12 protein-coding genes are annotated in these 12072 nt (G+C 60.2%); 11 read left to right on the top strand and 1 reads right to left on the bottom strand.

Annotation, left to right across the window (positions count from 1 at the left end; translation table 11 throughout):
• Positions 1-141 precede the first annotated feature (141 nt).
• Positions 142-1293, bottom strand: a complete 1152-nt coding sequence (locus tag OZ411_RS06660; protein WP_282527284.1) for a transposase family protein — start codon at positions 1291-1293, stop codon at positions 142-144.
• Between the two features lie 180 nt (positions 1294-1473).
• Between OZ411_RS06660 and OZ411_RS06655 the strand changes: the two genes are divergently transcribed.
• The 11 genes from OZ411_RS06655 (at position 1474) to OZ411_RS06605 (ending at position 12021) form a co-directional block, all read left to right on the top strand.
• The gene (locus OZ411_RS06655; RefSeq protein WP_282527283.1) at positions 1474-1827 is read left to right on the top strand and encodes a hypothetical protein; all 354 of its coding nucleotides are present in this window, start codon (positions 1474-1476) and stop codon (positions 1825-1827) included.
• A complete protein-coding gene (locus tag OZ411_RS06650; RefSeq protein WP_282527282.1) occupies positions 1751-2014 on the top strand; it encodes a hypothetical protein in 264 nt (87 codons plus the stop codon). The genes OZ411_RS06655 and OZ411_RS06650 overlap by 77 nt, the downstream gene beginning before the upstream one ends.
• A gap of 69 nt (positions 2015-2083) precedes the next feature.
• Entirely contained in the window at positions 2084-2551 is a 468-nt protein-coding gene (locus OZ411_RS06645) for a hypothetical protein (protein ID WP_282527281.1), read from the top strand.
• A gap of 295 nt (positions 2552-2846) precedes the next feature.
• The gene (locus OZ411_RS06640) at positions 2847-3371 is read left to right on the top strand and encodes a hypothetical protein (protein WP_282527280.1); all 525 of its coding nucleotides are present in this window, start codon (positions 2847-2849) and stop codon (positions 3369-3371) included.
• Positions 3372-3535: 164 nt separating this feature from the next.
• A complete protein-coding gene (locus OZ411_RS06635) occupies positions 3536-5059 on the top strand; it encodes a hypothetical protein (RefSeq protein ID WP_282527279.1) in 1524 nt (507 codons plus the stop codon).
• A gap of 174 nt (positions 5060-5233) precedes the next feature.
• Complete coding sequence (locus OZ411_RS06630; RefSeq protein ID WP_282527278.1) at positions 5234-6070, top strand: hypothetical protein; 837 nt, start codon at positions 5234-5236, stop codon at positions 6068-6070.
• The gene (locus OZ411_RS06625; RefSeq protein ID WP_282527277.1) at positions 6063-6683 is read left to right on the top strand and encodes a hypothetical protein; all 621 of its coding nucleotides are present in this window, start codon (positions 6063-6065) and stop codon (positions 6681-6683) included. The genes OZ411_RS06630 and OZ411_RS06625 overlap by 8 nt, the downstream gene beginning before the upstream one ends.
• Entirely contained in the window at positions 6680-8380 is a 1701-nt protein-coding gene (locus OZ411_RS06620) for a type IV secretion system DNA-binding domain-containing protein (RefSeq protein ID WP_282527276.1), read from the top strand. The genes OZ411_RS06625 and OZ411_RS06620 overlap by 4 nt, the downstream gene beginning before the upstream one ends.
• A 288-nt stretch (positions 8381-8668) precedes the next feature.
• On the top strand, positions 8669-10372 hold the full coding sequence (gene mobF, locus OZ411_RS06615; protein ID WP_282527275.1) for a MobF family relaxase: 1704 nt from the start codon (positions 8669-8671) through the stop codon (positions 10370-10372).
• Positions 10260-11420, top strand: a complete 1161-nt coding sequence (locus OZ411_RS06610) for an AAA family ATPase (RefSeq protein ID WP_282527274.1) — start codon at positions 10260-10262, stop codon at positions 11418-11420. The genes mobF and OZ411_RS06610 overlap by 113 nt, the downstream gene beginning before the upstream one ends.
• A gap of 319 nt (positions 11421-11739) precedes the next feature.
• Positions 11740-12021 carry a recombinase family protein gene (locus tag OZ411_RS06605; RefSeq protein WP_282527273.1) on the top strand — a complete coding sequence of 94 codons (282 nt, stop codon included), beginning with the start codon at positions 11740-11742 and terminating at the stop codon, positions 12019-12021.
• Positions 12022-12072: the final 51 nt, after the last annotated feature.

Raw genomic sequence — 12072 nt, 5'->3', positions numbered from 1 at the left:
TAGGTATTGGAAATCAACGACCGGTACGTAGCGACAGCCAGCGCACAGCATGGGACATCCTGTCCCTTGCCAATGAATTTACGAGGTCACCGTGGCGTCGGCACGCCGATCTACGCTGCTAAGGCGTTTCCCCGCCCTAGTTCAACTTTTCTTGCCCATGTGATCAAGAAGGATCGCGCGGGAGGCGGCAAAACTGTGCGTGCCTGCTCTATTGATGCTTTCGGCCTTGGCGAGGAGGCCCGGATAGAGTTGGCGAAGGACACGATGACCATGATAAGCGGCAATAGCCGCCTTGTTCAAATCGATCCGCTCAATGAATGCACGGAGATTAAGACCGAGATCGGCCGCGAGGCGTTTCCACGATTGCCAATCCTCCTCGGCGGGATTGGTGTCGAAGCGCCAGATGTTCAAGAAATCCTCCTTTAGACGATAGATGCGGTAGAGCGGTGCGAAACGATCCTGCCAGCAGGAAAGTCGGGCTCGCGCGGTTCGGCCAAGGTCTGACTCGCGTTTTCTGAAGAGGGCGAGATCGGCAGCCGTCGAAGGGCGCGCTTCTGAGCGTAGCTGTTCGAACAGAGGCTTTATCTCGGCCTCGATCGCCGCCGTTGCGAACCGGTGCAGCGACGAACGGCTGATCACGTCTTCGGTGGTTTGGGCAAACCATCCCTGTATTTCATCTGGCAGTTCGATGTCGCGCACCACAGTCGCGACAGACAGGAGCGGATCACCAGAGAGCTGCGCAAATGCGAGGCGGTCATTGAGCGCTCCCTCGGACGAGAACACATCAGCGATCGCGCGCTTCTGAATATCGATCAGGGCCGGATACAGACTGCCGGCCACCCGGATTAGCTCAATTCCGAGCAAGGAAGCCTGCATGGAGACGTTATCGCCCTTGTTCACGCCCGCGAAGATCCTGCGAACGACTTTCTCGTCGACGCCTGAGAGTTTCGACAAGGAGGCAAACGTGACTTTGCGCCCCTGATCCGACACCCAGTCGACAAAGCGTTTCGTCACCGCATGGCGTTCATCAAAGGCGGGATGCGCGTCGTGGGAAGATCGACGACATCTCGGACAGATGAATTTCTGGCGACGCCATTCGATGGTCGTGGGCTGTCCCTCGTGGGGCACATCGCGAAAACTAAGTTTGCGGGTGCCGTTGCGGACGCGCTCGAATCCGCAATACGGGCAGGTGAGAGATGGCTCCGCTGTCGATCGCAGCTCGACCGAGAGCCCTGCAGATCCGGTATCCATCGAGACCACGGCCGTGTCGGCTATTGGCGTAAACTTATCCATTCTCTAACCGGAACATTAACCAAGATGTATCAGTCATAAAGTCTGTTTTAGTCGATTATTGACGTTCCGGGCGTCCTGTGCTCTATTGGTTCCATCGCCGATGGACGGGCGACGCCCACCCATCAGTCATAAACGCCGGTTTAGAAGATTATTCTTGCCGGTAGATCGAAAGCGAACGCAATGACAGACCTCTCTGTTCTCTCCTTCGCCCGCCCCGTTCCGGAAATCCCCGACACCCTGATGGCCAAGCTCGCCTGCGCGGCTCCGCTGTCGGCTCCGGAGAAGGAGCTTTACACCACGCTCTGCGGCGTCACCCCCGGTTATCCCGAAGCCTTCAATTCCACCGAGGCCCGGGATGCCGCGTTGGGTCGCTTCGGTTCTTATGTCAAGTTCGTCGCGGCGACCTGGGCCGAGGCCGAGGCTGGGGGCTTCCCGATCGCCAGCGTGGCCATCGGCCATGCGCTGGCCGATCCCGCTTTCGACGAAGTGGCGCCGGCGATCCTGGACGCCGTCGCGAGCTGGCCTGCAAGATGACGACAGCCACGACATCATCATCCACCGCACCCGCTATGTCGTCCGTCGCCTCACCACCGGCGCGGTGAAGACCTACGGCTGGATGGCTGAGTTCGACGGCGAAGCCATCGAGGTCAACGACGCCCTCGAGACGTTGGCCTATCTCGACCGCGAGCTGAACCAGCGGCTGCGCGGCAACGCCGGTTAGGACGCTAGAGAAGAGCCGACCGCCGCGACGGCGGCCTGCTCTACCTTCGAAATCATCACCAGCATCGAGATGAGCGAAATGTTGCGGGACGAGAAGCACGAACTAGTTCCGACTAGTTCAGCAACTAACGGCAATTCGCGCGATCGCGCGGGGCAGGGCACCGAACAGGGCTTCAGCCAGAAGGATGGAGGCGGCTGGACGGACAGGGACCATGTCGAGGCTCTCCTGAAGAGCGGCTTCGTCGCCACCCCCGCGCTCGTCGGCCCCGGCGTATTGCGCACGCGAAGCAAAGATGCCCAGCGCATGAAAGACAAACGCGATCAGCGCAAGGGGACGGAGCGGCAGGTCAACGTGTGGGCTCCCGACAACCCTGCGGCGCGAGAATTCCTGATGATGGCCGCTAAAGCCATCAAGTCGCGTCGGGTCTTAAGGCGCTGCGCAGCGCCCTTGATGATCCTAGTCTGGTTCGGATCGGCCAGAATGTGCTCAAGCTCAAGGGCGACGCCGGCGCCGAGGTCCGCCGCGCGTTGGGTCTGACCGGCAACCCCAACTTTTCGATCAGGGAAACGGGGCCGGCGGGGAGGCCAACTAGCTAACGAGATGTTTGGTGCCGTCCACGTCCCTGTGCATGCGGCCATCCCGCGCTGAACGACAAGGGCGGCCGCCAGCACGCTGGGCGTTATGCCAAGAGACGCTGCAGCTGTAAGCATCACGATGATGAAAGGTCATCTTAAATGTCCATCGATCGACGTCATCTTTGGAGCGACAAGCGAGAGGCGAAGAAGTTCCTGCTCAGCCATGCAGGCGTGCTGCTGCATGAGTCGGCCACTATGTGGCCGCCAACGAAACCGGTCTTGTCGCTGGTCATTTGATGATCGGGGCGTCGGACGACGAGACGACATCAGGCCGGTTTGTGATCGTCGACGAGTACCTGCCGAGGCTAGGCGTTGATCAGTGCGCATTTATTTCCGCCGCAGGCGCGTTGGCGGAGCTCTGTTTCTGCGATCTGACCAATCCGGCACGACTGGGGCCCGACATCGCCGCGTTTCGCACCGTGTTGACGCGAATCGATCCGAGGCTGACCAATGCCGGCCTGATTGGCCTGTGGCAGGATCGATATGAAACGCGCTTTGCCGCGCTCGCGGACGCCTTGGATATGAACTTCGAGATCTGCCACCGGCTCTGCGAACGTGGCGAGTTTCTTCTCGACGGCGTGCACGTGATACCAAGCCACGTGCTCGTCCCCGCGGTCCCGCGCGAGCGTCACGCCCTCGATGCCGAAATCGTGCAGACCGCTCCGTTGTCAGTACGACAGAAAGTCCGCCAAGACTTCGATCGACTGCGCTACCTCGCGTAAGCGACTGATCCCGCCTTGCAATTTGGCGCGCATTGTCTTTGCCGCGCCGGATCAAAAAGAAGACTAATTAAAGCCGAACCGGGCGAGCCCTCGGGGTCGCCGACATTGCCAGACATGAAGAGCGATAACCGAGCAGGCTTACGGGAGAGCTAGGGCCGACGATCATGAACGCCGTTGAATTTGTGGACGCAGTCCTGCGCTCCCGCAACACCGCCGATTGCCAAGCCCTGCTCGGCAGGTTGCTTTTCCCGTTGCTCGGAATCCCGGAAGCGGCGCGAACCGAAGCATTCACTACCCCGATCAGTCTGCCCGTACATGGTGGCGGCGCCGAAGAGCTCGTCATTAACGTCGCCTATTGTATCGCCGACTGGCATCTCCTGGCGATGGTAACCAGGGCTCTCAAAAATCGGGAGTTGGCGCTCAACTTCAGTGGTCTCATTGAGGAAAATAATCAAAACTATAACGCACTCCTAGCTATGGCTGATCAGCGCCCGGTAACGGCGGTGTACGCATCGGCTCAGCTCGAGCTCATGGTTCGTATCGGCGGCTTCGAGCGGGCGGCTGTGATCCACGACGGCAGCTTGCCGAAACTGTCAGAAGATGCGGCAGCGCAAGACGATGCGACCAGCACGGTGCAGAGCAGGCGGCAGCGTCGAAGGCAGACGGCGGTGGCCGCCCGTGCAGAGCAAGGCAAGGCGAGGAAGGCGCTGGTGCGTCTGCGTCAACTGGCCGCGTCCGTGGTGGCGACCACCCCGGCCCAGGCGCCGCTACCGGCCATCGTTATCCGGCTCATCGGGCGGATTGGTGACGTCACCCGAGGTACGATGCAAGCCGTTTTAAGCCGGGACGCCCCGCCGCGCCGCGACCAGAACGGGTTCGCCATGTCTGGCCCCCGTGAACTCGGACCGTTCGCCGATCATCTGCGCGCAGGATTTGGAGTTCACGTCCTGCAGACAAACCACGGTTTGCGTCAGCTTGGCTTCACGAAAAACGGGGCGGACACCAAGATAGAGGAGAAACTTGCCGGCGGAGAGCTTGGCGTCGCTGCGCTGATGGCGATCGGGCGCGACCATCTCGCTGCCTGGACCGGCTTCGACAGCGAAGACGAGCTTGCAAATTATTGCCGTTACAAACACGCCGCTTTGACAAGTCGCGGCTTTGCCCTTCCGTTGCCGGACCGTCCGTCTCGTATCGAGGCCGAAGTCGGCAGAATCGATCGTCTTTCAACGGCTTACAGCCGAGCAAAGGCAATTTCGCGGGTCTTCGAGCGAACACACAACGAAAGCCAGCGATTGGCGCGCCTAAACATCGACGTGGCCTTTCGCGGCGTCGGTTCCGCTTTCTCCGCTCGCGATTTGATCGAGATCGCCATGGTCGCCGATATCAACCCGATCGCGCTGTGGCCGAACCATACCGAGGTGAGCGCGGAAGCCTTCGAGGTGTTTCGTTTCATCGGACGGCTGCAGCGCGGCGCTGACGCCGTGCTGGCGCGAGACCATTTCGATATCGTGAAGCAAGCTATCGCGCGCGCACCCGGCGAACGGACCTTCGCCGAGAAAGTCATCTGTGGAACGCTGCTTGATTCTTACAATCGCGAGCAATTGGCCGCGGCGCTCGACCTCGCTTCCTCGAGCGCAGCGCTAGTGATCCGTCGTCGCACGCGAGAGTTCGCTCTAAACACCGAATAGTTGTCCTGACGGACGCAGGGTCAAACCAAGTCAGGGGCTCGCTGGTTGGGGTAACCTCACCACTCGTTGAAGCGTAAGCCGTTCGAAAACTTGTCGAAATCACCGTCGATTGTCTTTGCCCGGACCTTGGAACGTTGGTTTATGACGAGGGCTCCCCAAATCTGGAGCTTTTCGATGAAATCCGCCTTTCTGTCATCTACCTCGGCAACCGCCATCATCGTCACCGCCGACGACGGCGGAGTCGGCAAGACCACCGTTGCCGTGCAGATCGCAAGTTTCCTCCGGCTGCATGGTATCGAACCGTTGCTGTTTCAGCTCGACAGCAAGGAAAAGCTCGCCGCGAAAACTGGTCTGCCCGTACACGCCTTGAGCGTTTCATCCGTGGCCAGCGATCGCGGCGATGGGCTGCGTGTCACCGACGTTATCGCTCCCTGGTATCGTGCGGTCACGACGACCAACGAAAGCGGCCGCCGTTATGTTCTGTTGGAGGTTGGCGCCGCCAACGCCGCCCTGTTCCATACGGCGGTGACCCAGTTTGATTTGCAGGAAGACATCGAACTGCTCGGCCTCGATGTCCACGTATTCGTGGTGACGAAAGCCGGCGAGGATTCCGCGATTCAGACCGTTCGGGAAATCAAGCGGCTCGAAACCAATCTGCCTGGTGCTTCCATCGTCATCGTCAAAAATGAGGTTCTGGGCCGCCCGGAAACCGCGGCAGAATATCTCGATGATCGCCTCAAGAAGGCGTATCTCGGGGTCTTGAAGAAATACCCGAACATCCGCATGGAGAAGATAGATGCGCGTTCGATGGCCCTCTACGAACGACTTCATGTAACGCCGGACGTGATCGTAGGGTGGTATGAAAATGATTACCGCGAGGCCATCGCGCGAACCGGCATGAAGCGGGATGAAGCCAAGCTTTTCGTGAAGGATATCGCGGTCTGGACGGCCAAGATGATCGAGCAAATCACCGCGGTGTTTCCCAAGCTCAACGAGAATTCCGATGGCTGATCCGCTCTCGATCTTTCGAAGAAACGTCGCGAACGTGATGGCCGATCATCGCAAGGCGTCGGCTGCGCTGCTTGACCGGCTCAAGCAGTTGACGCCGCAGGAGCTCCTGCGCCGTGGGCCCGATGTTTGGTCCAAACTTACGGTCGATCAATACCGGGAAGTGGTCGCGGCGATTGCCCCTCAAGTCAAAATTCCTGCGGTGCGTGAGGGGAAGGTCGAACCGCATCCCGTGGCGAACCGGTTGCGCCGCTGGTGGCGCGGCCGTTCTTGCCTGGTGCAATCGAGCTTTCTCACCGCCCTCGTGACGGCTATCGTGATGGTGGCGGTTATCGCGGGTTTTCCGGTGCTGTCGTGGTCGCTTGTGCCTTTCACTCTGGTGCGCTCCGCTAATGCGAGCAATTGGCCGCTGTGTGAGCGGTTGGCCTGGACCGCGGACGGCTGTGTCTACATTCCCACGATTGACCTGAACTGGGATTGGATCGCCTGGCATCTGCAGATGCCGACCGTCCAACTTCTGCGGATCAACACGCATCTTCCTGCTGGCTACGCCCCTGCCGGCTCCCAAGTCGTGGTTTGGCGTTCTAGGGGACGGCTCATGGGCAACCTGCCATGAAGGCGCGCTACGAACGCCGCCCCATCACGCCGGCCTTTCTCAACGGCCTTGCGATGGTCATAACGGCCGTGACGGTCGCCATCATGTTGATGGCCGTCCTTCCAGCTACGGCCTGGTGGCAGGATGGACCGCATGTGGTGTCCGGCCTAGCGCTGCTCCGCTCCTATCTGCACACCGTCGACCACCGCTTGCCGATGTGGGCGATGCCCGGCGATCTCAACCACGAGCTGATCCCGCGCTTGCTGGCGACAGTGATCGCCGCGGCGCTGGCAAGCACCATCGGATTTATCCGGGCCTATGCGACGACGCCACTGGTGGACATGCGTGAGCATCACGACGGCCCGCGGTTGCTGGTTGGCAGGCAAGCCCAAGCCTTTGCCGCCGCCGCCATGTGCGAGCGGCAACAAGATAATGAGCGGCCGATCGAACTGGTAAAGGGCGTTCCTTATCCTCACCTCTGGCGCGCGCTCAATCTGCTCATCGTCGGCGCCATCGGGATGGGCAAGACTCGGGTCGTGCTCGACCTGATCGAAGCCATCATTGCGAAACTCCAGCGAGAGCCTTCGGCCGATCACGCTGTTCTGATCCATGACACCACAGGCGAGATTCTGAGCGGCCTGCCGGTGGAAGACAGCGCTTTCGCCGTGCTGCACCCGCACCAGCCCGGCGGCTGGGGTTGGGCCATGGGCCTGGATATCCTGGCTATCGAGGATATGGAGGAAGTTGCCGACCAGGCCATTGAGAAGACCGGCGAAGCCATTTGGGGCAAAGGTGCAGCCCAGATGTATGCCGGCATTCTGGCCACCGCTGCCGGCGAGAATAGCCGAAAATGGGGAATGCCCGAGGTTTATGAGATCGCGCTACGCGATCCCGCCACCTTGAAGACGAATTTCGAAGCCCATTACCGGCCGGCTGCGGGACTGATCGAGTTCGAATCGACCAGCGGTGATTTGACCCGAACCAGTCTCTCGTTCTTTCTCACGTTCCGAGCAGGTACGTTGCGCATGATAAGGCCACTTGCCGAAGCGTGGAGAGAAATTGTGCCGGAGCGAATGTTTTCGTTTCGAGATTGGGTGCATCAGGACAATCCACAGCAGCCCAAGATCGTCGTCGTGCAGCGCTCTGGCCGCCACCCCGAAATCTCGGCAATGTGGATCGGCATGGCGCTGGATGCGATTGCTAGCCATGTCGGAGACCCCGCGTTCGATGTGAGCCAGACCCGCAGCCGGACGCTTGCGATCGACGAGCTGCCTTCGCTTGGCCGGCTGCGGCGGCTCCCCGAGCTGCTGGACACCGGCCGGAACAAGGGCCTCAACATGATCGCGGCAGCACAGGATATCAACGTCCAGTTTGACCGCGTCTACGGCGAGTTCGCAGAAAGCATCAAACTGCGATTTCGCCTGAAGATCTTTTGCGCACAGACGCCGGGGCCGCAAACTACCGAGGTTGCCCGCAACACCATTGGGCTTCGCCGGGTCGAAGAGATCACTTACGACAAGACCGTCACGTGGGGTCCCCAAGGCCGCACCGAGCAGGTCGCCACCAATCGTCGCATCGACGAAGTACCTATCGTCACCGAACACTATCTCGCCCATCAGCTTGGCATTAGGGGCAACCGCGTCCGCGCCATCTTGGTCGGACTGCCGGAGGTCCTGCAGTTCGACTGGCCGCTGCGAACTTGGCGCAAGCGGCGATAGTTGGAAGATAGTGCTTCGCGCATTGGCGCCCCGCTTGCAGCGCGGCACCAGCCCACGAGCCAGGTTCGCAGCATTCGATAGCACTCGTGCTGCGCCCCGACACTCGCCGGCGGCAAGCCGATCGCGTGTGCCGGTTAGCGGCGCGGGGCCACGCACTCTTCAGCTTTGGAAGATTTGGTGGCGGTGGTGCCGTGCGAATGCCAAACGGCCCCCGGGGAGCGCAAGACTAACTAACTGAACTTTATTGCAAAATCCGCGCGCATTGGCTTTGCCGCGGGTGTCCTGCCGGTGACTAAAGAAGAAACCTCCACGGAGGTTTCGCTCTTGGTCACCCGCCCCAACAAGGTCTTCTCGGCCGAGTATTTCACCGACGAGATCAAGACCGCCAGATATTTTCTGGCGGATTCCAGTCTTGGCGCCCGTTGGCTGGCAGGAGACGCGCGGTTTGGCGTCGAGGTTGGGGCCGAGGTCGATGCCGATCACCTGGCGCAGTTATTCGAAGGCCGAGATCGGAGCGGTAACTCTTTGTTGCTGCAAAACGCGGGAATGAAGAGGCGGATCAGCGCCTACGAGCTTTCGGTCGGCGTCTCCAAGTCGGTTTCTGCCGTGTGGGCGCTGGCGGCTCCGGAAGGCCGAGCTGCGATCGAACGGACGTTCGCCAAATCGCTTGATCCCATCGTGGATCATATCCAGCGTAATGCGTTTACGCGATTGGGCCACAACGGCAAGGTCGTCATAGCGGCGCAGCCCAACATCTGCGCCTTTATTCAACCCGACACGCGGCCCGTTCTACAGAGCGACGGCATCGTGGCGATACAGCCGCAATTGCACGCGCACATAGTCCTCCCGAATTTGGTCGCCATCCAGCCTGACGAGCTCTCTCTCGGAGGCAAAGACAAAGATGTCAAATTACAGCCTCTCGACCGCGAAATTCCGCTACGGTTTCTGACACGCTCGTTGGACGGCCAGCCGATCTTTCGGGGCGCCAAGTCCTGGGGAGCACTTCAGCATCTGGCACTTGCCACTGAACTGCAAAGACATGGTTACGCCATCGGGGATATTGGGCGGAACGGCACCTTCGAAATTGTACCACCCACAGATGAGCGTGAGGCAGACCGGAAGCTTCGCGCCTTCTGGAGTCAGCGGCGCGCAGAAATAGAGTGCGAGCTATCCGATCTCGGTCTTACCACCGCGGATTCGCCGGAGCTCGCAGCCAGGGCAGCCGTCAAAACCCGCCGGGCCAAGCTGACGGCGTCCTCGAAGGACACGTTCGCGCGCTGGCGCGAGGAGGCCGAGGCGCTGGGGATTGATACAGAGCGCTATAGCGAGAATCGCCGAGGGATTGAGCTGGAACTTCCGGGTTTGCGCGACTCCGAAATCGCCATCCGTATGGCGGATGTCCCGGAGCGTCTGACCGAGTTCGAAAGCACGTTTGATCATCACGACCTCGTTCGGGAAGTAGCGTCCGCCCTGGTAGGCACCGGCGTCGAGGTTTCCCGTGTCGACGATGAGATCGTCGGCCTCCTTGACAGCGGCGCCATCGTCGAGATCGGCAGGACAGATCGGGAGCGGATCTTCTCGACGCCGGAGATGATCAGGCTCGAACGCGAGATCATCGACATCTCGACGCGTCTCGCAGACCAGCCGTGGCACCGGATCGACCGAAACAACCTCGCGCAGCATTGCCAAGCTGCGGGTCTATCGGACGAACAGACCGCAGCGGCGCTCGGAATTGCCGATGGTCGCTCCATCGACTTTATCGAAGCGCGCAGTGGTACTGGAAAAACGTTCACACTGGTTCCGGTGTGCCGTTCGCTGGAGGACGATTACCGCATCATCGCGACTGGCGTAAGTTGGCGGACCGCACGGATGCTCGAAGATGAGTTGTCCGGCCCCGACAGAAATTTACGCGTCGAAGCCCGCGCCCTTGATTCATGGCTTGCGGTCAGCCGGCGGCCGCTTCTGCGATTCCCGCACTCTTCTGTTGGTTGACGAAAGTTCTCAAATCGGTGTGCGCGCCATGCATGCGCTGCTCACGGAGGTCAAGCGCACCAACGCTTCCGTGCTCTTCCTGGGGGATCGCGCGCAGACGCTTGCGGTCCCTGCGGGCTCAGGAATCGATTTGGTTGCGCGTACCATCGAGGCCGCGGGGATATCGAAGATTGTCCGCCAGAGCGATCCTGAGCGTCGCCTTATGGTCGAGCAATTGGCCAAAGGCGATGTCGCCAGCGCTATGGAGACCATGGCGAGCCGTGGCCAGATCGTCGAAGCGGACGGGCAAGCTGCAACCGTCAAGGCAGCCGTTGACAACCTGTTCGTCCAGCGGGCCGCCGCACCGTACAAATCACACCTGTTGGTTTGCAAATCCAACGCCACACGGCTCGCTCTCGATGCCGAGGTCCGCCGACGACTACGGTTCGATGGCGTACTGACCGGCGAGGATGTGAGCATCAACGCTGTTACACCTTCTGGCCGCCGCTATCGCCTGTCACTTGCAAAAGGCGACCGCATCCGCTTCGGCATCCGCTGCCAGATCGGCGATCAGGCCGTCATCAACGGCACAACCGGCGTCGTCAAAGATATCGTCGCTGAGGATGAAGGCCACGCTCTAATCGTTGCGAATGTCAATGGCCGGGAACTCCTCTTCTCTTCGCGCGATGTCGTGGACGATCAGGATCGCGTCCGTCTCGCTACCGACTACGCCTCGACCGTCTGGTCGTCGCAGGGCCTCACGAGCGACACCGCGATCATCGTCGCCGACGCCTCCTTCAATAGGAGAGACACTTACGTCGCCCTCAGCCGCGCCAAGGAACGGTCGGTTCTCTGTTTGGACGCGCGTGCTGCGTCCTTTGCGGTGCGAGCAGAAACCGGCTTCGACCGAGCCGCCAGCGATATCTCCGTCGAAGAACGCCGTGAGCATCTGGTCCAGCAGATGTCGAAGTGGCGGGTGAAGTCGTCAACGTTGGATTTCGTCGCTTCCGCCTCACAGCATGCGCCAATCGATCGGGAGCGGCAGACATCTGTCGAACTGTCGCTGTGAGGGCAGCTCGCCGCCCCGCCGTCCGATCGGAAAATGCCAGTCAGCCGATCAGATCGGTAAGCCGGAGCCGAAGACCCCGGCAACCGCAGCCCGCTGACTTTCAAGTCATAGTCGATCTGCCTGCAGAGATTCCGATCCTGGAGCGAGAGCTGCGAGCGCTTGAGATTCTGCTCGGTACAGAACTCACTAACCTGCTCAGCAAGGACACTGAGGGGTGCTAACTTCGCACTTGAATTTTGGTTGACAGAGCGCCTTATTTGCTGCGCAGATTCGACTCGTAACGTCCAAGATTAAGCGTTGTGCGATCGCAGGTCTGACCATGAACAAGCACACCTTCCGCAATACGATCGACAAACAATCAGAGATTACGAAGCGGGTTGCGACCTACTATCGTGTCAGCACCGGACGGCAATTTGCCAACGAGGCCTCGATCCCGAGCCAACGTAAGATCACGTCGAGCTTTTGCGAGCAGCACAATTGCTTGATCGTAGAGGAATACGTCGAAGCAAAAACGGCCACTGACGATCGCAGGCCCGTTCTGTGTACCGAAAACTTTATCCGAGTTGATGACGTGACGGAATCGCCTAAGCTGGCGGAATGATCGGGCTGCTCTGTTTCGTTCTGGCCGTCCTCGCCTCGCCGTTCAAGTCGA

Source organism: Bradyrhizobium sp. Arg237L, from assembly GCF_029990105.1.
Lineage (GTDB): Bacteria > Pseudomonadota > Alphaproteobacteria > Rhizobiales > Xanthobacteraceae > Bradyrhizobium.
The sequence above is the reverse complement of the archived record's forward strand: the minus strand, read 5'-3'. Positions and strand labels throughout refer to the sequence as shown.

Bases quoted from the DNA above. Each gene is read 5' to 3' on its own strand.
- OZ411_RS06660 (WP_282527284.1), bottom strand. From the start codon at position 1,293: ATGGATAAGTTTACGCCAATAGCCGACACGGCCGTGGTCTCGATGGAT.
- OZ411_RS06655 (WP_282527283.1), top strand. From the start codon at position 1,474: ATGACAGACCTCTCTGTTCTCTCCTTCGCCCGCCCCGTTCCGGAAATC.
- OZ411_RS06650 (WP_282527282.1), top strand. From the start codon at position 1,751: ATGCGCTGGCCGATCCCGCTTTCGACGAAGTGGCGCCGGCGATCCTGG.
- OZ411_RS06645 (WP_282527281.1), top strand. From the start codon at position 2,084: ATGAGCGAAATGTTGCGGGACGAGAAGCACGAACTAGTTCCGACTAGT.
- OZ411_RS06635 (WP_282527279.1), top strand. From the start codon at position 3,536: ATGAACGCCGTTGAATTTGTGGACGCAGTCCTGCGCTCCCGCAACACC.
- OZ411_RS06630 (WP_282527278.1), top strand. From the start codon at position 5,234: ATGAAATCCGCCTTTCTGTCATCTACCTCGGCAACCGCCATCATCGTC.
- OZ411_RS06625 (WP_282527277.1), top strand. From the start codon at position 6,063: ATGGCTGATCCGCTCTCGATCTTTCGAAGAAACGTCGCGAACGTGATG.
- OZ411_RS06620 (WP_282527276.1), top strand. From the start codon at position 6,680: ATGAAGGCGCGCTACGAACGCCGCCCCATCACGCCGGCCTTTCTCAAC.
- OZ411_RS06610 (WP_282527274.1), top strand. From the start codon at position 10,260: ATGAGTTGTCCGGCCCCGACAGAAATTTACGCGTCGAAGCCCGCGCCC.
- OZ411_RS06605 (WP_282527273.1), top strand. From the start codon at position 11,740: ATGAACAAGCACACCTTCCGCAATACGATCGACAAACAATCAGAGATT.